This is a genomic window from Polaromonas potterensis (assembly GCF_033446725.1).
GTDB lineage: Bacteria > Pseudomonadota > Gammaproteobacteria > Burkholderiales > Burkholderiaceae_C > Polaromonas.
This window is the reverse complement of record NZ_JAWQLX010000006.1, coordinates 251396-273412: the sequence shown is the minus strand read 5'-3', so window position 1 is coordinate 273412 and position 22017 is coordinate 251396. Positions and strand designations below refer to the sequence as shown.

Sequence of the window (22017 nt, the reverse complement as noted above, 5' to 3'; positions counted from 1 at the left end):
TCCCGTTGCCTCGCACCATCAATTTCACGACAAAGCAAGAAAACCGTCACCAAGGAAAACTTATCACGAACAATGCTTGACTACGTGGGAAGTCCCTGTAAGGGGTTAGGGGTGGGAGTGGGGAGTCCGTCCTACTGCCGAAGGCAAGCCGCAAACGCAGCTTGACTCCTGCGATCCCATGGAGTCCTCAGCGCAGACCGCCGCCAGTCGCATTTTCCTTGCGTTCGATCAGTTCGATCTTGTAGCCGTCAGGATCGGTGACAAAGGCAATCACGGTGCTGCCGCCTTTAACCGGGCCGGCTTCACGTGTCACGTTGCCGCCGGCTGCCTTGATCTTGTCGCAAGCGGCGTAGGCGTCGGGCACACCGAGGGCGATGTGGCCATAGGCCGTGCCCATTTCGTAACTGTCGGTGTCCCAGTTCCAGGTCAGCTCGATCTCGGCCTGTGCCGGGTTGCCTTCGTAGCCGACAAAAGCCAGGCTGTATTTGTAGTCGGGGTTTTCCGAGGTGCGCAGCAGTTGCATGCCCAGAACCTGGGTGTAAAAGTCTATGGAGCGCTGGAGATTGCCAACGCGCAGCATGGTGTGGAGTAGTCGCATCCGCCAATTATCCCGCGCCGGTGAAAATTCTGCCAGGGAGGCGCAGCCCCTCACCAGGGCGCTGTTCAAGGGGCGCCGACGCGCGTACGATGGCCCTTTGCCCAAGGAGGTGTGTCATGACCAGCCCTGGCTCTGACGTCCTTTTCGCCGGCTCCATTCCCGAGCTGTATGACAGCTACCTGGTGCCCCTCATTTTTGACGTCTATGCCGCCGACCTGGCGCAACGTGTGGCCGTACTCGCGCCTTCGCGCGTGCTGGAGACGGCGGCCGGCACGGGGGCGCTCACCCGTGCGCTGGCGCGTGCCTTGCCCCATCAGGTGGCGCTGGTGGCGACCGACCTGAACCCGCCCATGCTTGATCGTGCCGCGACCATTGGCACGCCGCGGCCCGTGCGGTGGCAGCAGGCGGACGCGACGCAGCTGCCTTTCGATGACGCCAGTTTTGATGTTGTCGTCTGTCAATTCGGCGCCATGTTTTTTCCGGACAAGGTGAGCGGATTTTCCGAAGCGCGGCGTGTGTTGCGTGAGGGCGGCACGCTGATCTTCAATGTCTGGGACCGCATCGAGGAGAACGAATTTGCCGACACCGCCATGACGGCGCTGGCCGGCCTTTTTCCTGCCGATCCTCCTCGTTTCATGGCGCGCACGCCCCACGGTTATTTCGATCGGGACACGATCACGCATGACCTCGCGGCAGCGGGGTTCAGCGCCGAGCCGCGTTTCGAAACCCTCGCAAAGCACAGCCGGGCCGCGACGCCGCAGGTGGCGGCCATGGCTTATTGCCAGGGAACGCCCGTGCGCAATGAGATCGAAGCGCGTTCCGGCGCCAGTTTGGCGCAGGCGACGGAGGTTTGTGCAGCGGCGCTCGCGGCGCGATTCGGCCCGGGTCCGGTCGAGGGAAAAATTCAGGCGCACATCGTCAGCGTCCAGCGCTGACGGCGGTTCAGGCCGGTTTGGGCATCTCAAACACCAGGCAGGTCGTGGTTGCATGGGCGTAGAGCTTGCCGTCGGGCCCGACAATCCGCGCTTCGGCGGTGGCCAGTTGCCGGCCACAGTGGAGGACGGTGCCGATGGCGCGCAGCGGACCGGTTTTGGTTGACGCGGCGCGCACGATGTTGACGCTGAGTTCGGCCGTGGTGTAGGCCCGGCCCGCAGGCATCATGGTGTGCACGGCGCAGCCCAGCGCCGAGTCCAGCAGCGTCGCATACCAGCCGCCGTGTACGGTGCCCAGCGGGTTGTAATGTTTGAGCTGCGGCGTGCCCTGGAAGACGGCTTTTCCGGCGGCCACTTCGACCAGCGAAAAGTCCAGCGTGTCGGCAATGTGCGGGAAGGGCAGGGCCCCGGCCAGCATGGCCTGCATCACTTCCAGCCCGGTCTTGCCGGCCACCATGTCGGGCTGAGCCAGGCCAGGTTTGCCGCCGCCGGCGAGCATGCGCGCCACGACAGCCTGGCGCTCTTCGTTCCATTGTTCCTGGGTTTGTTCCGGGGTCATTCATTTCTCCATTGATTGCATATACAACAATTGTAGCTACAATCTGATCATGAAAACTGACACCCCCGCCTCCACCCCGGCCGGCCTCAAGCCGCAAGGGTGCACCAACCTCAAGCTGCGCCAGTTGATGCGCCGCGTGACCCAGCATTACGACGCCGAGGTCGGCAAGACCGGGCTGAAAGGCACGCAGTATTCGCTGCTGTCCTACGTGGTCAAGCTCGGCCCCATCCGTCCCGGCGACCTGGCCCGAGAGATGAAGGTCGATGCCTCCACCCTGACGCGCAACCTCCAGCCGCTGGTTGCCGCCGGCTGGGTGGAGATAGCGCCCGGCAGTGATGGCCGCAGCCGCCTGGTCAGCAGCACCGAGGCCGGACGCGACAAACGCACCGAGGCGCAGCGCCGCTGGCGCGTGGCGCAAGAAGGTATCAACCACATTCTGGGCACGGACCGGGTATTGGCCCTGCACGCCTTGATCGACGAATCTCTGGAACGCCTGTCCCCTTTGCCTGGAAGCGATGATGAATAAAACGATCCCTCCCGCGGCCCCCGCCGCACAAAACAAGACCCTGCTCTGGCTGGTGCTGCTGGCCGCGGCCGGCACCTTTGCGCTGACCATGGGCGTGCGCCAGACCATGGGCCTGTTTTTATCGGCGCTCAATACTTCAACCGCGCTGGGCATAGGCAGCATCAGCCTGGCCTTTGCGTTTGGCCAGCTCTGGTGGGGCCTGACACAACCTTTTGCCGGCGCCGTGGCCGATCGTATTGGCACCGGGCGTGTGATTCTGCTGGGGGTGTCGCTGGTCGCCATAGGCACCATCCTCACGCCGCTGATGACCAGCACGGCAGGTTTGATTTTTGCCATCGGTGTGCTGGCTGCAGGCGGCGCCGGCATGGCTGGCCCCTCGGTGCTGATGGCCGCTACCGCGCGTCTGGTGCCGCTGGAAAAACGCGGCCTGGCCAGCGGCATTGTGAATGCGGGCGGCTCCTTCGGCCAGTTCGCCATGGCACCCATCGCGATTGGCCTGACCGCTGCGGTGGGTTGGGCCAGCGCGATGCAGTGGCTGGGTGTCTGCGTGCTGCTGGCGCTGCCGGCCGTGTGGGTGCTCAAGGGCAATTCCAAGGCGCTGGCCGCACAGGCGGCGGCAGCCTCGGGCCAAAAAGCCTTGAGCGCGCGCGAGGCCATACGCCAGGCGCTGGCCACGCCGAGTTACCGCTACCTGAGCCTGGGTTTTCTGGTCTGCGGTTTCCACGTGGCCTTTTTGGCGACCCACCTGCCGGGCGTGATCGCGGCCTGCGGTTTGCCGCCCGAAATCGGCGGCTGGGCGCTGGCGATGATTGGCCTGTTCAACATTGTCGGCAGCCTGGCCATGGGCTGGGCTGTGGGCCGCTGGCGCATGAAGTCCTTGCTGTCGCTGCTGTATGCGACACGTGGCCTCGCCGTGCTGGTCTTTTTGCTGGCGCCTAAAACACCGGCCGTGATGCTGATTTTTGCGGCCGTCATGGGGGTGACGTTTCTCTCGACGGTGCCGCCCACGGCGGGGCTGGTCGCCAAGATGTTTGGCACCGCCAACATGGCCATGTTGTTCGGCATCGTGATGCTGGCGCACCAGGTCGGCGGCTTTTTTGGCGCCTTCCTGGGTGGCTATGTGTTCCAGGCCACCGGCAGCTACGACTGGGTCTGGTACATCGACATTGTGCTGGCGGTTGGTGCCGCGCTGGTGAACCTGCCGATTCGCGAGACGCTGTTGCCACGCGAAACCAAGGTGGCAGCATGAATAACATCAATGCGTCGAGTACAGGCTCTTCAAGTCAAGCAGGGGCCGCGGAACCGGCTTTGCCGGGCCGCAGGGGCAGCGAACCACACGCAGTGGGGAGCGTGGGGGCTGGTCTTGACCCTCGCACACGCTTGCTGCTGGAAGCGCCGATTGCCACCACCCTGCTGCGCCTGGCCGCGCCCAATGTGCTGGTGATGCTGGCGCAAGCCGGCGTCGGACTGATAGAAACCTATTTTGTCGGCCAGTTGGGCACCGACGCACTGGCCGGCATGGCGCTGGTGTTTCCGGTCGTGATGCTGATGCAGATGACCTCGGCCGGCGCCATGGGCGGCGGCATCGCCTCTGCGATTGCACGCGCCCTGGGCGCGCGGCGCCGGGAGGATGCCGACGCGCTGGTGTTGCATGCCGCCGTGATCGCTGCGGTGTTCGCGCTGCTGTTCATGCTGGCGGTGCTGGGCGGCGGGCGCTGGTTGTATGGCCGCATGGGCGGCACCGGCGGCGCCCTGGAAGCGGCCATGACTTATTCCAACTGGGTGTTTGCCGGTGCCTTGCTGGTGTGGCTGTTCAACACGCTGTCGGCCGTGATTCGCGGCACCGGCAACATGGCGGTGCCGGCGATTGTCACGGTGGTGGGCGCGCTGGTGCTGGTGCCTTTGTCGCCCTTGCTGATCTTTGGCTGGGGCCCGCTGCCGGGGCTGGGCATTGCGGGTGGGGCCATCGCCTTGCTGGCGTATTACCTGGTGGGCAGCCTCGCGCTGGCAGCCTATTTGTGGTCACCCAAAAGCCTGCTGCGCCCGTCACTCGCGCACATCCGGTTTCGCTGGGTCTTGTTCAAGGACATTCTGCGCGTCGGCCTGGTCGGCACGGTGTCCACGGTGGCCACCAACCTGGCCATAGGCATCACCACCGCGCTGGTCGGCGGTTTCGGCACGGCGGCCATTGCCGGTTATGGCACGGCCTCGCGCCTGGAGTATTTGCTGGTGCCGCTGGTGTTTGGTTTTGGCGCGCCGCTGGTCGCCATGGTCGGCACTTGCATGGGCGCCGGCCAGCATGAGCGCGCTTTGCGTGCCACCTGGATAGGCGCGGCCATGGCGTTTGTGATGACCGAGGCCATTGGTTTGTGGGCGGCGACCTTTCCGGGCACCTGGCTGTCGCTGTTCAACAGCGACCCGGCGATGCTGGAAGCCGGCAGCCAGTACTTGCGCGCTGTCGGGCCGGTGTATGGCTTCTTCGGCCTGGGCCTGGTCTTGTATTTTGCGTCGCAAGGCGCCGGACGCCTGCTCTGGCCGGTCATCGGCAATATCGCGCGGCTGCTGGTGGCGGTGACCGGCGGCTGGCTGGCCTTGCGCTGGGGCAGCGGCTTGACCGGTGTGTTTGTTGCGCAAGGGGTGGCGCTGGTGATTTACGGCCTGGTCAATGCCTGGGCCATTGCCGGCGGCGCCTGGTTTGGCGCCGTCGGCTGGCCGCGCACCTTGACCGGACTGTTGAAACGTATGCCGCAGGCCTGAGGTTTATAAGGAAGAAAGGCCTCTAGCCCAATCAGAACGGGCGCAAGCAGCTATCTATTTGGTAGCGAGGAAGAAGGTTAGACCGGCACCGTGTAATTAAGCGTCATGCGTCCGCCGTCCACGGTGACGATTTCTCCGGTGACATACGTGGCGGCATCGCTGACCAACCAGGCCACAACGTCGGCGATTTCCGAGGGTTCACCCAGACGTTTCATCGGTGTGCGGCTCATGATTTTTGCCTTGGCTTCTTCACTGGTCAGCACGGCTTTGGCCGCCAGTTCGGTGGCGATGGTGCCGGGCGCAACGGCGTTCACACGTATGCCCTTGTCGGCCAGCGCCAGCGCCATCACCCGTGTCAGCTGGTTGATGCCGCCCTTGCTGACGTTGTAGCTGGCAATCGTCGGGATCGCGAGCACACCGTTGACCGAACTCATGTTGACGATGTTGCCCCGCGAGGCGTACCCGCCGACGCCTTGTCGTGCTTCGGCCTGCGCCATCACACGTGCCACGGCCTGGCCCATCAGGAAAGAACCCTTGATGTTGACGCGCAACACGGCGTCGAAATCGGCTTCCGTGACGTCCAGAAAATCGGCGGCGCGGAAGATGCCGGCGTTGTTGACCAGCACGTCGATGCGGCCATGTTCTTGCACGGTGCGGGCCACCACGGCATCGACCTGTGCCTTGTCGCCCACATCGCAATGGATAAACAGCGCGCCCAGCTCGGTGGCCAGGGCCTGGCCCGGCGTATCGGCCATGTCGGCAATCACGACCTGCGCGCCTTCGCGTGCAAAGCGCCGCGCGCAGGCCTCACCTATGCCTTGCGCGCCGCCGGTGACGATGCAGACCTTGCCTTTCAATCCGAATGAAACGCCTGACATTTGAGTCGATGCTGGAGGGTTCATGTCCGGATCGTACCAGCGCTGGCGGCGATGAATTTCAGGGCGTTGTCCGCCACCTCGCTGGCCGCCATGCCGGGCTTGTACAGCGCCGAGCCGATGCCAAACCCGCTGGCGCCGGCACTGCGGTAAGCGCCCATGTTTTCGAAGGTGATGCCGCCCACCGGCAATAGCGGAACGGTAGCCGGCAAGACGGCACGCAAGGCTTTCACCACCGCAGGCGTGATCATCTCCGCTGGGAATAACTTGAGCCCGGTGGCGCCAGCCTGCAACGCGGAAAAGGCCTCGGTAGCCGTCATGACGCCGGGCAGGCAGACCATGTCCAGGCGCAGTGCTTCACGCACCACCTCGGCATTGAAGTTGGGTGACACCACCAGTTGGCCGCCCGCCGAATGCACATCGCGCACGTCCGCGGCACTCAGCACCGTGCCGGCGCCGACCAGGGCCAGCGGCAGGGCGGCGGCGATGACTTCTATGCTTTGCAGCGGCTGGGGTGAGTTGAGCGGCACCTCGATCAACGACCAGCCGGTCGCGGCCAGCGCGTGGCCGATCGGCAAGGCTTCATGCGACTGCAAACCGCGCAGGATGCCGACCAGGGGAATGTTCTGTAGCGCAGCGTTGAATTTGTCGTGGGGGCTCATGAGGTTTCCCGGTGAATGGTTTGGGCCAGCGCCCACAGGCCGCGCCAGGTCGCTTCGGCGCCGGCGCGCAAGACGGACACATGGCGTTGCGCCAGCGCCCGCGCATAACGTTGGGTCAACCCATCCGAGCCGACGAGGACGACGCGGCAACCGGTGTCCAGGGACTGGGTGCGTATCTCCTCACCAATCACCAGCCCGGACAAATAACTGGGCAGTGACGCCGCCGGCATGCGCCCGAACAGGGACAAAGTGCGCACGCTGAAGGCGGTGTGCAGCAGGCTGTTGTGGCTGCGCAGCGCCAGGGCCACGCCCTGGTCGAAGGCTTCCCAGTTGGTGTCGCCGTCCACCTCGGGCAAGGTGCGCGCCAGAATGGAATGCTGTCGCAGCAGGGCGTAAAACTCGCCGGTCATGAAGGTCGCAAAGTGGGTGATCTGGCCAGCACGCACGTCCACCCATTTGCTGTGGGTGCCGGGCAAGACCAGCAGCCCGTCCTGCAGGCCCAGCAGTTGCAGGGCGCCGAAGACCTGGGTTTCTTCGCCGCGCATCACGTCGAGTTGGCCCTCGTTTTCGCAGCGCAGGCCGGGCACGATGGCAATACGCTTGGGCGTGATCCAGGCCAGCCGGGCGGCCACTTCGTCAAAACCAGCCGGACAGGCGCAGTAGGGCGCTTCCTTCCAGCCCTGCTGGCTGCCGGCCATGCCGGCTATCAGGCAAAAAGTGCCTGTGGTCCGCATCCAGTCTCCGAAGTGCGCTTCAAAAACGGTAGCAAATTCACCCGGCGCCACGGTCAGGATGCCGCGTGCAAAGGATCGCTCCTGCAGCACCTGGCCTTGTGTATCCAGCAAGGCGCCGCGCAGGGACGAGGTGCCCCAGTCCAGGGCCAGCAATTGCTTCATGGGTGATTGTTAATGGTTGTCCCGTGGCACAAAAGAGCCGCGTTTGCCCACCAGGAAGTCCAGGTCCACGCCTTCGTCGGCCTGCAAGACGTGATCGACATAGAGCTTCCAGTAGCCCGAGGACAGCGGTGGCGGCGGCGCCGTCCAGAGGCTCAGGCGGCGCGCCAGTTCTTCGTCGCTGATCAGCAACTGCAGCTTGCGCTGTGGCACGTTGAGTTCAATCATGTCGCCGTTTTGCACGATGGCCAGCGGGCCGCCGGCCGCCGCTTCGGGTGCGGTGTGCAAGACCACGGTGCCGTAGGCCGTGCCGCTCATGCGGGCGTCGCTGATACGCACCATGTCGGTGATGCCTTTGCGCAGCACCTTGGGCGGCAGCGGCATGTTGCCCACCTCGGCCATGCCGGGGTAGCCTTTGGGGCCGCAATTTTTCAGCACCATGACACAGGTCTCGTCGATGTCCAGATTTTCGTCATCGATACGGGCGTGAAAGTCTTCGATGTTTTCAAACACCACGGCCCGGCCGGTGTGCACCATCAGCGCCGGTGTGGCGGCGCTGGGTTTGATCACCGCACCGCGCGGCGAGAGGTTGCCGCGCAACACGGCGATGCCCGCCTTGTCCTTGAAAGGTGTGGCCAGCGGTTGTATCACTTCGGTGTTGTAGTTTTGCGCGTCGGCGATGTTGTCGCCAATCGTTTTGCCATTGGCCGTGATGGCGTCCAGGTGCAGGTGTTGCGCAATTTCCTTCATCACCACCGGCAAGCCACCGGCGTAACAAAAGTCTTCCATCAAAAACTTGCCTGAAGGCTGCAGGTTGACCAGGCAGGGCAGTTCGCTGCCCAGCCGGTCGAAGTCGTCCACCGTCAGCTTCACGCCGATGCGGCCGGCCATGGCGATCAGGTGGATCACCGCATTGGTGGAGCCGCCAATCGCCGCCAGGGTTTTGATGGCGTTTTCAAAAGCCTCGCGCGTCAGGATTTTTGACAGTGTCAGGTCTTCGTGCACCATCTCGACCGCGCGGCGTCCGGCCATACGCGCCAGCACATTGCGCCGTCCATCCACGGCCGGGTAGGCCGCATTGCCCGGCAGGCCTATGCCCAGCGCTTCGACCATGCTGGCCATGGTGCTGGCTGTGCCCATGGTCATGCAGTGACCGTGGCTGCGGTGCATGCAGCTTTCGGCTTCAAAAAAGTCCGCGAGTTTGAGCGTGCCGGCGCGCACCTGCTCGCTCATGCTCCAGACGCCGGTGCCGGAGCCTAGTTCCTGGCCGCGCCATTTGCCACTCAGCATGGGGCCGCCGCTGACACCCACGGTCGGCAGGTCCACGCTGGACGCGCCCATCACCAGCGAGGGTGTGGTCTTGTCGCAGCCCATGAGCAGCACCACGCCGTCAATCGGATTGCCGCGAATGCTTTCTTCCACGTCCATGCTGGCCAGGTTGCGGTACAGCATGGCGGTCGGGCGCAGCAGGGTTTCGCCCAGCGACATCACAGGGAACTCCAGCGGGAAACCGCCGGCCTCGTACACGCCAATCTTCACCTGCTCGGCAATGGTGCGGAAATGCGAATTGCAGGGTGTCAGTTCACTGAAGGTGTTGCAGATGCCGATGACGGGCCGGCCGTCGAACTGGTCATGCGGCACGCCCTTGCCTTTGACCCAGCTGCGGTAGGCAAAACCGTCGCGGTCCTGGCGGCCGAACCATTGCTGGCTGCGGAGTTCTTCGGGCTTCTTTTTGGGCTTGGGGGGTGTGGTCATAGGGTAAATCCGGAATAGTTAAACATATTATGGTCATACCATTGGCTGGCGAGTCCTAGTAGTAACCATGAAAGCATTCCTGGAAATTCAGGTTTTCGGGATGAAGTGCTAGGCGCCCGGAGCGGAGCAACCGGAATGTACTTCGGTACATGAGGATTGCGAGCACCGCGCAACGACGCGATTCGCCCGAAAAATGAATTTACAGGTGTGCTTTTGATCAAGAACGTCCACGGCAATACAGTTGATCACCTCGGCGAAGCCATCGTCGCGGGGCGTTATGGCGTGGGGGCTTCGATTCCGCCCGAGCCGGTCTTGTGCCTGGAGCTGGGGGTCAGCCGCACCGTGGTGCGCGAAGCGGTGAAGTCGCTGATCGCCAAGGGCCTGATGACCACCGGCCCCAAAGTCGGTACACGGGTGTTGTCGGAAGATCACTGGAACTGGTTCGATCCCGACGTCATCATCTGGCAGTCCAAGGCGGGGCTGACGCCCGAATTTTTACGCGACCTGCAAGACCTGCGCCGCGTCGTTGAACCCGCCGCGATGCGGCTGGCGGCCGAACGTGCGACGGCGCAAGATATTGCCGAGGTCGAAGCCGCCTATGCCGGCATGAAACGTGCGGTCGACGAGGGCGGCGATTACGTCACCCACGATTTGCTGTTTCACCAAGGCCTGCTGCGCGCCAGCCGCAACCGCATGCTGGTGCAGATGAGCAAGGCGCTGGGCGCCTTGCTGCGCACAAGTTTTGAAATCTCCACACGCCGCAAGGACGGGCCGGCGCATTCCCTGCCGCTGCACCGCGCCGTGCTGGACGCGGTGATAGCCCATCAGCCCGATGAAGCCGAAATTGCCATCCGGGTGCTGATTGACGGCGCCAAAGAAGACATCGAGGAAGTGCTGGCCTCACGCCGCCGCCTGCCGCGCCTGAACAACCCGGCGCCGCGGCTCAAGGCAGGCTGAAAACGCGCCAGCCAACAACCGACATCAGAAGCAGACATGAACGTGCAAAAAACAATCGATAGAGCGATTCACTGGTTTTTCAAATTTCTGGAATTCCTGGTGGTGCTCTGCATGGTGGCCATGGTGGTCATGGTCTTCGGCAACGTGGTGCTGCGTTATGCCTTTAACTCGGGCATCTCGGTTTCCGACGAGATGTCGCGTTATTGTTTTATCTGGTTGACTTACATCGGTGCCATGGTGGCCATGCACGAAGGCGGGCATCTGGGCGTGGATACCCTGATCAAACACCTGCCGGTGCTGGGAAAAAAGGTTTGCCTCTTTCTGAGCGAAGGTTTGATGCTGTTTTGCAATGTGCTTTTTTTCATGGGCACCTACGAGATGCATGAACTGCAGGTCAGCAATGTTTCGCCGGTGGTCGGTATTTCCATGATCTGGGTTTACGGCATAGGTTACATCGTCAGCGTGGTGATGGGCATCATCAACCTCAACGTTTTGTACCGGCTTGTGACTGGAAAAATTTCCGAGGAAGAATTGGTACAGGTGATTGAAACCGAAGGCTTGGCCGACGTGGAGAAGCAGATGCAGGGAGCCAAGGTATGACCGTTAGCGTTTTCATTCTCAGCCTGCTGGCGGCCATGGCCATCGGCATGCCGATTGCGTACGCGTTGCTCGTTTGTGGCGTGACCTTGATGGGGTATTTGGCGGCCACCAGCGGGCTGGTGACTTTTGACAGCCAGATTCTGGCCCAGCGTTTTGTCGATGGCGCCGACAACTTCCCGCTGCTGGCCGTTCCTTTTTTCCTGCTGGCGGGCGAGTTCATGAATGCGGGCGGCTTGAGTCGGCGCATCGTGAACCTGGCCATGGCCTGGGTCGGGCATTTTCGCGGCGGCCTGGGTTATGTCACGGTGATTGCTGCGGTGATCATGGCGTCGCTGTCGGGTTCGGCGATTGCCGACACCGCCGCGCTGGCCGCCTTGCTGATTCCGATGATGCGGGCTGCCGGTTACAACGTGGGCCGCGCTTCGGGGCTGATCGCTTCGGGCGGCATCATTGCACCGGTGATTCCGCCGTCGATTGGCTTGATCATTTTTGGCGTGGCGGGCAATGTGTCCATCACCAAGCTGTTTTTGGCCGGCATCGTGCCCGGCCTGCTAATGGGCGTGGCCATTGGCCTGACCTGGTGGTGGGTGGCCAAGAGGGAAAACGTTCCGCCGGCCCCCAGCCTGCCCATGGCCGACCGGCTGCGTATCACGGCCGAAGGCGGTTTTGCGTTGACCCTGCCCATCGTCATCATTGGCGGCATGAAGTTCGGCATTTTCACGCCGACCGAGGCCGCCGTGGTAGCCGCGGTGTACAGCTTTGTCGTGGGCATGTTTATTTACCGCGAGCTCAAATGGACGGAGCTTTACGGCCTGATCCTGGCCGCCGGCAAGACCACGGCGGTGGTGATGTTCCTGGTGGCTGCGGCCATGGTCAGCGCCTGGCTGATCACGGTGGCCAACATACCGACGGAGGTCGCCAACATGATGGCGCCGTTCATGGGCAACAAGATGCTGCTGATGTTCATCATGATGGTGCTCATCGTGGTGGTCGGCACGGCGCTGGACTTCACGCCGACCGTGTTGATCCTGACCCCCGTGCTCATGCCCCTGGTACTCAAGGCCGGCATCGACCCGGTGTATTTCGGCATCATGTTCATCATGAACAACGCCATCGGCCTGATCACCCCGCCCGTGGGCACGGTGCTCAACGTGGTCTGCGGGGTTGCCAAGATCAGCATGGACGAGGCCTTCAAAGGGGTGTTGCCTTTCCTGATGGCCCAACTGGCCGTGCTTTTCTTGCTGGTGCTATTCCCCGCCATCGTCACCGAGCCGCTCAAGTGGTGGATGCGATGACCCCGTTTTCTCAACCCCTGTCGTTTATATAAAAGGAGACAACCATGTTCAAACGCAGAACCCTGGCCCTGGCCGCAGCCGCTTTGCTGGTGGCGACTTCCAGTTTCGCGCAATATGCCGAGCGCACCATCAAGTTCACCAATGGTGTGAACGAAGACCACCCGGTCGGCGTCGGCGTCAAGAAGATGCAGGAAGTGCTGGCCGCCAAAACCGGCGGCAAGATCAAGATCAACGCCTTCTGGGGCGGTGCGGCGGGCGGCGACTTGCCGGCCACCCAGGCGCTGCGTGCCGGCACGCAGGAGATGGTTTGCACCTCGAGCTCGCCGCTGGTGGGCATCGTCAAGGAACTAGGCGCCTTCGACCTGCCTTTCCTGTTCGCCAATGAAAAGGAAGCCGATGCCGTGCTTGACGGCCCGGCCGGTGCCTACTTCAACAAAAAGCTGGAAGAAGCCGGCCTGGTCAACCTGGCTTACTGGGAAAACGGTTTCCGCAACCTGACCAACAGCAAGCGACCGGTCGCCAAGGCGGAAGATTTCGAGGGCGTCAAGGTTCGCGTGATGCAGAACAATATTTTCCTCGACACCTTCAAAACCCTGGGCACCAATGCCGTGCCCATGGCTTTTGGCGAAGTGTTTACCGCGCTGGAAACCAAGACCATCGACGGCCAGGAAAACCCCTTTGTGACCATCGAGACTTCGAAATTCAGCGAAGTGCAGAAGTACCTGAGCGTGACGCGCCATGCCTACACCCCTTTCCTGGTGCTGTACAGCAAAAAGCTCTGGGACCAGCTGAACCCGCAGGAGCAGGCGGTGCTGCGTGAAGCGGCGCTGGAAGGTCAGAAAGTCCAGCGTGCGGCCAACCGCGCGCTGAACGAAAAGTCGCTGGCCAACCTCAGGAAAACCATGACGGTCAATGAGGTGACCGCGGCCGAACAGAAACGCATGTTCGACAAGGTCAAGCCGGTGTATGACAAAAACGTGCCCACCATTGGCGCGGAGCCGGTCAAGATGGTGATGGATGCGCTGAAGAAAGCGCGCGGCGGCTGATTGCCGTGATCGCCACAGGCCGCAAGGGGTGACTCTTGCGGCCTTTTTTACGGAGCATCGATTGAAAATCACCAAAGTCGACACCCTGCGCCTGGGCGAGTTTCCCAACATCATCTGGGTGCGTATTCATACCGATGAAGGCCTGGTGGGCCTGGGCGAAACCTTCATGGGTGCGCAGGCGGTGGAAGCCTACATCCACGAATGGGCTGGCCCCAAGCTGCTGGGCAAGGACCCGCTGGCCATCGAGGCGCGCAACAAGGACATCACCGGCTACCTGGGCTGGCGCGGCTCCGGCGTCGAGACACGCGGCAACTCCGCCATCGACATCGCGTTGTGGGACATTTTTGGCAAGGCGGCCAACATGCCACTGTACACGGCGCTGGGCGGTAAAAGCCGCGACAGCATCCGTATCTACAACACCTGCGCCGGTTACCAGTACGTGCGCAGCACGGTCAACCAGAACACCGCGAATTGGGGCATCGGTGACGCAAAGCAGGCTAACGCCGGGCCTTACGAAGACCTGGAGAGTTTTTTGCATCGCGCCGACGAGCTGGCCGAGTCGCTGCTGTCCGAAGGCGTGACGGCCATGAAAATCTGGCCTTTTGATCCGGCGGCCGAAAAAAGCGACGGCCAGTACATCAGCCATGCCGACCTGGACTTGGCGCTGGAGCCTTTCCGCAAGATCCGCAGCGCGGTCGGCGAGCAGATGGACATCATGGTTGAGTTCCACAGCCTGTGGCGCCTGCCCATGGCGCAAAAAATAGCGCGTGCGCTCAAACCTTTCAACACCTTCTGGCATGAAGATGCGATCCGCATGGATTCGCTGGACCTGCTCAAACAGTATTCCAAAGATTGCGACGCACTGATCTGCGCCAGCGAAACCTTGAGCTACAAGTGGGGCTTCAAGGATTACCTGCAGACCGGTGTGGCCGGCGTGGCCATGCTGGACCTGAGCTGGTGCGGCGGTTTGACCGAGGCGCGCAAGATTGCCGCCATGGCCGATGCCTGGCAATTGCCGGTGGCACCGCACGACTGCACCGGCCCGGTGGTCTGGGCCGCGTCCAGCCACCTGTCGCTGCACGCGCCCAATGCCTTGATCCAGGAAAGTGTGCGGGCTTTTTACACCGGTTGGTACAAAGAACTGGTGACCGAGTTGCCCACGGTGAGTCGCGGCATGCTCAGCCTGAATGACAAACCCGGCCTGGGCCTGGAGCTGCTGCCTGATCTGCACAAACGTGCGGACGCCACGCTGCGTAGCTCGGTGCCCGACTGAAACAGCCCCTATCCATTTCATTTCGGAGTTCTCTTATGAAAATCAAATCGGTCCGTCCATTTATCCTGCATGTGCCGGTCACGGGTTCGCAGATTGCCGACAGCACCCACAGCATCTCGCACTGGGGCGTGGTGGGTGCTCAGATAGATACTGAAGACGGCCTGACGGGTTACGGCTTCACCGGCACCCATGCGCATTTGCCCAGCGACCAGCTCATCACACGTTGTATCGAGACTTGCCACGCGCCGCTGTTGATCGGCGAAGACGCGAACGACATCAACCGCCTGTGGCAAAAACTGGCGCGCAACCCGGCGTTGCAATGGGTCGGGCGTGCCGGCATCACCACCCTGGCGCACGCGGCGATTGACCTGGCCTTGTGGGACCTGAAGGCCAAGGCGGCGCAGCAGCCCCTGTGGAAACTGCTGGGTGGCCAGGTGCGCGACAGGGTCAGGGCCTACAACACCGACATTGGCTGGCTCAGCATTGCCGATGACAAGCTGGTCGAAGGTGCCCAACGTGCCGTGGCCGAAGGGTTTACCGGCATCAAGATCAAGGTCGGCTCAACGGTGGAGCGCGATTTGCGGCGCCTGGCCGCTGTGCGCCAGGCCATTGGCCCGGACGTGACCCTGGCCATAGACGGCAACGGCAAATGGGACTTGGCAACTTGCCAGCGCTTTTGCCAGGCGGCGCAGGACATGGATGTGTTCTGGTTTGAAGAGCCCTTGTGGCACGATGATGTGAAAGGCCACGCGCAACTGGCGCGCGCCACGGCTATCCCGGTCGCGCTGGGTGAGCAGTTGTACACGGTTGATGCCTTTGCAGAATTTTTCGCGCAGCAGGCCATCCACTGGGTGCAGCCCGATGTGACCCGCATGGCCGGCCTGACCGAGGTGTTGCGTGTCTGCGAGACCGCACACGCTTTTCGCCTGCCGGTGGCGCCACATGCGGGCGACATGAGCCAGGTGCATGTGCACCTAGCCTACGCCCACCCGGCGTGCGAGGTGCTGGAATTTATTCCGTGGATCAAGGACTGCTTCACCGACCCGGCCGAGGTCATCGATGGTTATTTCCGCCGGCCCGAGTTGCCGGGCGCGGGCACCACACCCACGGCCGCCGCCTGGACACGTTATCGGCAGGTGACCGCCTGAGTCGTGGCGAGTCGCTTACGCGCTGAGGGAAAATAGGCGGTGATGTATTCGACAATTTTTGTGGTGATGGGGGTCAGCGGCTGCGGCAAAAGCACCGTGGGTGCGCAACTGGCCGCGGCCTTGGGCCTGGACTTTCTGGAAGGCGACAGCTTGCACCCGGTGCACAACGTGGCACGCATGGCAGCGGGTTTTGCCCTGAGCGATGCCGATCGCGAAGGCTGGCTGCAAACGCTAGCCGGGCGCATACGGCAGGCTCATACGGCCGGGCAGGGCCTGGTCTTGTCCTGTTCGGCGCTTAAATTCGCTTACCGCGATATCCTGCGCCAGGGCGCGCCCGACATTTTTTTTCTCTACCTGCATGGCGACGCGACCTTGCTGGCTGCCCGCATGTCGGCGCGGACTGGGCATTACATGCCGCTGTCCCTGCTGGCCAGCCAGCTAGCCACGCTGGAGGCGCCAGGTGTAGGGGAGAATGCACAGCGCTTTGATGTCGCCAGCCGGCCCGAGGACATCGTGACCGCAGTGCTTGCCCAACTGCGGGAATCCCCAAACCCGACACGCTGAATACATCGCGCCTTTTATTTTTCTTCGCTATTTTTCTCTGGACTCACCATGTTTCACTTCAGCAAAGTCACGCTTTATACCGACACCGATGGCCGTGCCAAATTCCGCGAGGAGCCGGTCGCGCTGAGCGAAGGCTCGCCCCAGGCCATGTTGTCGCCGGTGTTTCCTTCCACGGGTTACCAGTTGCGCCACAGCCCCGTGGGTTTTCGCAGCCAGTTTCATTGCACCTTGACGCCGCAATGGGTGGTCATTCTCAGCGGCCAGATGGAAATCGGCCTGCAGGATGGGAGCTCACGGGTGTTTCAGCCGGGCGAACATTTTTATTCGGCCGATGTGTTGCCGGCGGACGCCTCTGCGTTTGATGCGGCCGTTCATGGCCACTGGAGCCGCCAGGTCGGGGCTGAGCCGCTGGTGACCCTGTTCGTCCAGGGCTGATTTTCAAACACCCAACAAAAAACCCGCCAGGGCAAGCCGTGGCGGGTTTTTTTTGCTGGAAGCTACAGGGCTGCAGCAACGGGGGCTTAAGCGCGGCCGGGGGCAGCGTTGTAAGACACACCAGCGTGGACGGCTTCGGAGCGCACGTCAGCACGGCTGCGCTCGCTGGACACAGGCGCTACGGCCAGCGTCGTGCCACCGTCGACCAGGTTGCTGGCGACCACAGCGCCGGGCTGGGCAGCTTTGATCTGGGCACGCACTTCAGCACGGGTGGTGTTGCTGGTCAGGGTAGGCTGGATGTCGACGGAGCCGTCGGCGCCGGCGGCGAAAGCACTCACGGACACCAGGCTGGCAGCAGCGATCAGGGCGGAGGCAACAAATTTCGAGTTCATGATGAAAATCCTTTTTAGAAGTTGATAAGACATTTCCGGGCGGGCGGGGATCAAAAACCTCGTCTGTCCAGCCTCGGTGAGTCGCTTACTAAGTGGTTTCGGCTCATCGATGTATGAACTGTACTATTGCCGTTGAAGAAGAAAAACAGCATATGCTTCAATTGTTAATTGCCAAATACGGAACAATAAAAGCTTGATTTATTAGGTGGTAACCCTAGTGTCGCGGGATGTTATGCCAGAGTTGCTACTGAATTAGTAGCTGCTTGCACCCACTCCGTATGGGCTAGAGGCCGAAAAGGCTATGAAAGTCTCAGCGGGCCTGCATGTCGCCCGAGAGCAGTCGGTGGCAGCCGGGCTGGCCGGCCTGAACCGCCTGGATCAAGGCGGTGGCCACATCGGCTGCCGCGATGACGCGGTAATTGGCCGGAATCAGCGGTTTGAGCAGGCGCGTGAGCGTCAATGCGAGCTGTTCGCCGGAGCGGATGGCTTGTGCCAGGGCCGTGCGGTCGCCGGCCAGGACGGAGGGACGGGCGAAAACCACGCTGTCGTAGCCGAGCTGGCTGACAGCGTCTTCCATCTCGCCTTTGACGCGGTTGTAAAAAATAGGGGATTGGGCGCTGGCACCCATGGCGCTGACGATGCCCAGGCGGCTGGCGCCTGCAACACGTGCTGACCTGGCGAGCGCCACGACAGCTTCAAAATCGACGGCCCGAAAGGCCTGCTGGCTGCCCGCCTCCTTGATGGTGGTGCCCAGCGCGATGAAAACATCATCGACGGGCGGGGCCTTGAAAGCCGGCAGGGAATCGGTGAGGTGCACCACCAGTTGGGGATGCACCAGGTCCGGTTTCCGGCGGCCCACGCAGTGGACCACCGAGTAGGTTTTATCGGCCAGTAAACGAGCCAGAATTTCCCGACCGACCAAACCCGTTGCCCCGGCTACCAGAGCCACCCGAGCGGCCGCCACCACCACCGCCGCCGCCTGCTGGCCGGCCACCGCGGAAGTTGCCGCGATTGCCGCCCGTGGGCTGACCGGAAGAGGGGAAGCCTGAGGAGACATGGCTGGTCGGTTGGGCGTCATCATCACGCTCCTGCGAGTGGTGCTGGCGGGGTGCCTGGGCATTCTGGGCATTGGGGTTGCGCGCATGGTGGGCCGGCTGGCCGCCTTGCGAATAACCCGAGTTCTGACGCGGCTGGCCGCCCTGAGGCTGGCTGCGGCCACCATTGCCGCCACCACCGCTGCGGCCACGACCGCCGCCATTGCCACCACCGTTACCTCCGCCATTGCCGCCACCCGCACCACCACCGGCGTTGCCGCCACGGCCGGTCTGGGGTTTGTTTTCGCGGATGCGTGTCATCATTTCGCTGCGGGCAGCCTTGGCGGCGGCCTGCATCACGTCGCGGCTCGGTGGCTTGCCGATGCCGCCCCAGATGGTCTGGCGACCCATGGCCAGCGGCTCGGCTTTTTCGCCGGGATCGGCTTCAAAACCGGGAACAATGACTTTTTCAATGTTCTGCTTGGTGAAGCGTTCGATGTCCTGCATGAAACCTTCTTCGTCCAGGCAGACCAGGCTGACGGCTTCGCCGCTGTTGCCGGCACGGCCGGTACGGCCGATGCGGTGCACATAGTCTTCGCTGACGTTGGGGATTTCATAGTTCACGACATGTGGCAACTCGTCGATGTCGATGCCGCGAGCAGCGATGTCGGTGGCCACCAAGGCGCGGATTTCGCCGTTCTTGAAGCCTTGCAGCGCCTGTGTACGCGCGGTCTGGCTCTTGTTGCCATGCAGCGCCATCGCGGGAATGCCGTTTTTGGTCAGATGTTCGGCCACATTGTTAGCGCCAAACTTGGTGCGGGTGAACACCAGCACCTGGCTCCAGTTGTGCTCGTTGATGATGTGGGTGAGCAGGGCTTTTTTCTTGCCACGGCCGACCGGGTGAATGGTCTGCGTGATGCGCTGCACCGTGGTGTTGCGCGGCGTCACCTGAATGCTTTGCGGGTTTTTCAGCAGGCCGTTGGCCAGCTCGCGGATTTCATCGCTGAAGGTTGCGCTGAACAGCAGCGACTGCTTCTGCTTGGGCACCAGGGCCAGCACTTTCTTGATGTCGTGGATGAACCCCATGTCCAGCATGCGGTCGGCTTCGTCCAGCACCAGGATTTGCACCTGGCTCAGGTCCAGCGTGCCTTGGCTGGCATGGTCCAGCAGGCGGCCGGGGGTGGCCACCAGGATATCCACGCCGCGGCGCAGTTTTTCAATTTGTGCGCCCATGCCCACACCGCCGAACATCACCATGGAGCTGAGGTCCAGGTATTTGCCGTAGAGGCGAACACTTTCTTCGACCTGCGCAGCGAGTTCGCGCGTCGGGGTCATGATCAGGGCGCGCACGGCGTTGACGCCGCGTTTGTTTTTAGGGGCCGGCTCAGAGGCCAGGCGGTGCAGCAGCGGCAGCGTGAAGGCTGCGGTTTTGCCGGTACCGGTTTGGGCGCCGCCCAAAAGATCGCCACCTGCCAGCACGGCGGGAATTGCCTGGGCCTGGATGGGCGTGGGGGTGTCATAACCCTGCTCGAGCACGGCTTTAAGAATGGCCGGGGCCAAATTCAGATTTTCAAAAGTCATTAGGTAGTGCGCTGTAGAAGCGCTAAAGATCGGCCAGTCGGGGGCTGTTGAAAGCCTCCGCCAGTGAAGGCAGACGGATAAAAATGTCAGGCTGAGCACCCAAACTGTCACCGAAGGTGTGCCTAAATGTTGCAGGCAACTGGAGCCAGCAACACAGGTATTGTCGCATGGAACGATAATCGAGGGATTCGCGCCGGAAACGCGCCTTGATCCAAGGTGCCTGCCCCCCCAGCTAAGGTGTGTGTGTTCGCTAGTCAGAAAACCCGCCAAATGCCCGCACCACCCCCTGTGCGGGCGCTTGGCGACCGGTTTTCTTAGCCTTGTTTTCCCATTTTTAGAAGTTGAGACCTGATGGCCCAGTACGTATTCACCATGAACAAGGTCGGCAAGATAGTGCCGCCCAAGCGTCAAATTCTCAAAGACGTTTCCCTCAGTTTTTTCCCGGGCGCCAAGATTGGCGTGTTGGGTACCAATGGCTCGGGCAAGTCGACCTTGCTCAAGATCATGGCCGGCCTGGACACCGAAATCGAGGGCGAAGCCACGCCCATGCCCAACCTGAACATCGGCTACCTGCCGCAGGAACCCAAGCTGGACCCGACACACACCGTGCGCGAGAGTGTGGAGGCCGGCATGGGTGCGGTGTTTGCCGCCAAGGCCCAACTGGAAGCTGTCTACACCGCCTACGGCGAGCCCGATGCCGACTTTGACGCGCTGGCCGCCGAACAGGCGCGTCTGGAAGCCATCATCGCCACCTCCGGCACCGATTCCGAGCACCAGCTTGAGATCGCCGCCGACGCGTTGCGTCTGCCGCCTTGGGATGCCGTGATCGGCGTGTTGTCGGGTGGTGAGAAACGCCGCGTGGCCTTGTGCAGCTTGTTGTTGTCCAAGCCCGACATGTTGCTGCTCGACGAGCCAACCAATCACTTGGACGCCGAATCGGTGGACTGGCTAGAGCAGTTTTTGCAGCGTTACCCGGGCACCGTGGTGGCCATCACCCACGATCGTTACTTCCTGGACAACGCGGCCGAGTGGATTCTGGAGCTGGACCGCGGTCGTGGCATCCCATGGAAAGGCAACTACAGCACCTGGTTGGAGCAAAAGGGCGAACGTCTGGCGCAGGAGCAAAAGGGTGAAGAAGCCCGCGCCAAGGCCTTGAAGAAAGAACTGGAATGGTCGCGTCAGAACCCGAAAGCGCGTCAGGCCAAGAGCAAATCGCGTCTGGCCCGTTTTGAAGAACTGTCGGATTTCGAATACCAGCAGCGCAACGAGACCCAGGAGATTTTTATTCCCGTGGCCGAGCGCCTGGGCAATGAAGTCATCGAGTTCAAGGGTGTCAGCAAGTCCTTCGGCGATCGTATGCTGATCGACAACCTGAGCTTCAAGATACCGGCCGGCGCCATCGTCGGCATCATCGGCCCCAACGGCGCGGGTAAATCCACGCTGTTCAAGCTGATTGCCGGCAAAGAGCAGCCGGACAGCGGTGAAGTGGCGATCGGCAAGACCGTGCGTATGGCCTTTGTCGACCAGCACCGCGATGACCTGGCCAACGAAAAAACCGTCTGGGAAGACATCTCGGGTGGCCTCGATTTGCTGACCGTCGGCAAGTTCACCATGCCCAGCCGCGCTTATGCGGGGCGTTTCAACTTCAACGGTGCCGACCAGCAAAAGCGCGTGGGCACGCTGTCGGGCGGCGAACGCGGACGTTTGCACCTGGCCAAGACCCTGATTGCCGGCGGCAACGTGTTGATGCTCGATGAACCCTCGAACGACCTGGACGTGGAGACTCTGCGCTCTCTGGAAGACGCCTTGCTGGAGTTCGCTGGCTCCATCATGGTGATCAGCCATGACCGCTGGTTCCTGGATCGCATCGCTACCCACATTCTGGCGGCCGAAGGCGACAGCCAGTGGACCTTCTTCGACGGCAACTACCAAGAGTACGAGGCTGACAAGAAGAAACGCTTGGGTGAAGAAGGCGCCAAGCCCAAACGTATGCGTTTCAAGGCATTGAAATAATGCCCCCACGGTTGATCGCGCCCCCACGGTCGCTCACTGCGTGTAGCTCCCTGCCCCCCGGGAGGGCCGCTGCGCCTGCGGGCCGGCGGAGCCGGACCCGCGGCCCCTGCTTGCACGGGGCT

At 62.2% G+C, this 22017-nt stretch carries 22 protein-coding genes; 13 read left to right on the top strand and 9 right to left on the bottom strand.

The genetic code is table 11. From position 1 onward, the window contains the following. Positions 1 to 187 precede the first annotated feature (187 nt). Positions 188 to 598, bottom strand: coding sequence for a lactoylglutathione lyase (gene gloA / locus R6254_RS13550; protein ID WP_318407514.1), 411 nt, complete (start codon positions 596 to 598; stop codon positions 188 to 190). A 116-nt stretch (positions 599 to 714) separates the two neighbouring features. Here gloA and R6254_RS13545 point away from each other — a divergent pair, with 116 nt between their 5' ends. Beyond that, a complete protein-coding gene (locus tag R6254_RS13545; RefSeq protein ID WP_318407512.1) occupies positions 715 to 1533 on the top strand; it encodes a class I SAM-dependent methyltransferase in 819 nt (272 codons plus the stop codon). Positions 1534 to 1540: 7 nt separating this feature from the next. Here R6254_RS13545 and R6254_RS13540 read toward each other — a convergent pair whose 3' ends face one another. Next, entirely contained in the window at positions 1541 to 2089 is a 549-nt protein-coding gene (locus R6254_RS13540) for a PaaI family thioesterase (RefSeq protein WP_318407511.1), read from the bottom strand. A 49-nt stretch (positions 2090 to 2138) separates the two neighbouring features. Here R6254_RS13540 and R6254_RS13535 point away from each other — a divergent pair, with 49 nt between their 5' ends. From R6254_RS13535 to R6254_RS13525, 3 genes are all read left to right on the top strand, one after another. Then, entirely contained in the window at positions 2139 to 2615 is a 477-nt protein-coding gene (locus R6254_RS13535) for a MarR family winged helix-turn-helix transcriptional regulator (protein WP_318407509.1), read from the top strand. Continuing rightward, positions 2605 to 3864, top strand: a complete 1260-nt coding sequence (locus R6254_RS13530) for an MFS transporter (protein WP_412103169.1) — start codon at positions 2605 to 2607, stop codon at positions 3862 to 3864. Before R6254_RS13535 ends, R6254_RS13530 begins: the two co-directional genes overlap by 11 nt. Positions 3865 to 3965: 101 nt before the next feature. Continuing rightward, positions 3966 to 5372 carry an MATE family efflux transporter gene (locus R6254_RS13525; RefSeq protein WP_318407507.1) on the top strand — a complete coding sequence of 469 codons (1407 nt, stop codon included), beginning with the start codon at positions 3966 to 3968 and terminating at the stop codon, positions 5370 to 5372. Positions 5373 to 5449: 77 nt separating this feature from the next. On the opposite strand, the gene R6254_RS13520 is transcribed toward R6254_RS13525, so the two are convergent. From R6254_RS13520 to R6254_RS13505, 4 genes are read right to left on the bottom strand one after another with little or no spacing between them, the layout of a single operon-like run. Beyond that, positions 5450 to 6250 carry an SDR family NAD(P)-dependent oxidoreductase gene (locus R6254_RS13520; RefSeq protein ID WP_412103168.1) on the bottom strand — a complete coding sequence of 267 codons (801 nt, stop codon included), beginning with the start codon at positions 6248 to 6250 and terminating at the stop codon, positions 5450 to 5452. 20 nt (positions 6251 to 6270) lie between these two features. After that, on the bottom strand, positions 6271 to 6909 hold the full coding sequence (locus R6254_RS13515) for a 2-dehydro-3-deoxy-6-phosphogalactonate aldolase (protein ID WP_318407503.1): 639 nt from the start codon (positions 6907 to 6909) through the stop codon (positions 6271 to 6273). Continuing rightward, complete coding sequence (locus R6254_RS13510; RefSeq protein ID WP_318407502.1) at positions 6906 to 7805, bottom strand: 2-dehydro-3-deoxygalactonokinase; 900 nt, start codon at positions 7803 to 7805, stop codon at positions 6906 to 6908. The genes R6254_RS13515 and R6254_RS13510 overlap by 4 nt, the downstream gene beginning before the upstream one ends. 9 nt (positions 7806 to 7814) lie before the next feature. Continuing rightward, positions 7815 to 9557, bottom strand: coding sequence for an IlvD/Edd family dehydratase (locus R6254_RS13505; RefSeq protein WP_318407500.1), 1743 nt, complete (start codon positions 9555 to 9557; stop codon positions 7815 to 7817). Positions 9558 to 9770: 213 nt separating this feature from the next. Between R6254_RS13505 and R6254_RS13500 the strand changes: the two genes are divergently transcribed. From R6254_RS13500 to R6254_RS13465, 8 genes are all read left to right on the top strand, one after another. Continuing rightward, a complete protein-coding gene (locus tag R6254_RS13500) occupies positions 9771 to 10514 on the top strand; it encodes a FadR/GntR family transcriptional regulator (RefSeq protein WP_318407498.1) in 744 nt (247 codons plus the stop codon). Positions 10515 to 10556: 42 nt separating this feature from the next. Beyond that, a complete protein-coding gene (locus R6254_RS13495) occupies positions 10557 to 11114 on the top strand; it encodes a TRAP transporter small permease (RefSeq protein ID WP_318407496.1) in 558 nt (185 codons plus the stop codon). Next, a complete protein-coding gene (locus R6254_RS13490; RefSeq protein WP_318407495.1) occupies positions 11111 to 12409 on the top strand; it encodes a TRAP transporter large permease subunit in 1299 nt (432 codons plus the stop codon). Before R6254_RS13495 ends, R6254_RS13490 begins: the two co-directional genes overlap by 4 nt. A 44-nt stretch (positions 12410 to 12453) precedes the next feature. Further along, a complete protein-coding gene (locus R6254_RS13485; RefSeq protein ID WP_318407493.1) occupies positions 12454 to 13455 on the top strand; it encodes a TRAP transporter substrate-binding protein in 1002 nt (333 codons plus the stop codon). A gap of 61 nt (positions 13456 to 13516) precedes the next feature. After that, the gene (locus tag R6254_RS13480; RefSeq protein WP_318407492.1) at positions 13517 to 14728 is read left to right on the top strand and encodes a mandelate racemase/muconate lactonizing enzyme family protein; all 1212 of its coding nucleotides are present in this window, start codon (positions 13517 to 13519) and stop codon (positions 14726 to 14728) included. Positions 14729 to 14763: 35 nt separating this feature from the next. After that, the gene (locus R6254_RS13475) at positions 14764 to 15876 is read left to right on the top strand and encodes a mandelate racemase/muconate lactonizing enzyme family protein (RefSeq protein WP_318407490.1); all 1113 of its coding nucleotides are present in this window, start codon (positions 14764 to 14766) and stop codon (positions 15874 to 15876) included. Positions 15877 to 15918: 42 nt separating this feature from the next. Further along, complete coding sequence (locus R6254_RS13470) at positions 15919 to 16440, top strand: gluconokinase (protein ID WP_318407488.1); 522 nt, start codon at positions 15919 to 15921, stop codon at positions 16438 to 16440. A gap of 48 nt (positions 16441 to 16488) precedes the next feature. Beyond that, a complete protein-coding gene (locus R6254_RS13465) occupies positions 16489 to 16875 on the top strand; it encodes a cupin domain-containing protein (protein ID WP_318407486.1) in 387 nt (128 codons plus the stop codon). 86 nt (positions 16876 to 16961) lie between these two features. Here R6254_RS13465 and R6254_RS13460 read toward each other — a convergent pair whose 3' ends face one another. The 3 genes from R6254_RS13460 to R6254_RS13450 all read right to left on the bottom strand — a co-directional run bounded on the left by R6254_RS13460 (position 16962) and on the right by R6254_RS13450 (position 19882). Beyond that, positions 16962 to 17267: a hypothetical protein gene (locus R6254_RS13460; RefSeq protein WP_318407484.1), complete on the bottom strand. Its 306-nt coding sequence runs from the start codon at positions 17265 to 17267 to the stop codon at positions 16962 to 16964. Positions 17268 to 17577: 310 nt separating this feature from the next. After that, positions 17578 to 18102, bottom strand: coding sequence for a Rossmann-fold NAD(P)-binding domain-containing protein (locus R6254_RS13455; protein ID WP_318407482.1), 525 nt, complete (start codon positions 18100 to 18102; stop codon positions 17578 to 17580). Positions 18103 to 18148: 46 nt separating this feature from the next. Further along, positions 18149 to 19882 carry a DEAD/DEAH box helicase gene (locus R6254_RS13450; protein WP_318407481.1) on the bottom strand — a complete coding sequence of 578 codons (1734 nt, stop codon included), beginning with the start codon at positions 19880 to 19882 and terminating at the stop codon, positions 18149 to 18151. A 351-nt stretch (positions 19883 to 20233) separates the two neighbouring features. Between R6254_RS13450 and ettA the strand changes: the two genes are divergently transcribed. Continuing rightward, complete coding sequence (gene ettA / locus R6254_RS13445; RefSeq protein WP_318407479.1) at positions 20234 to 21895, top strand: energy-dependent translational throttle protein EttA; 1662 nt, start codon at positions 20234 to 20236, stop codon at positions 21893 to 21895. Positions 21896 to 22017: the final 122 nt, after the last annotated feature.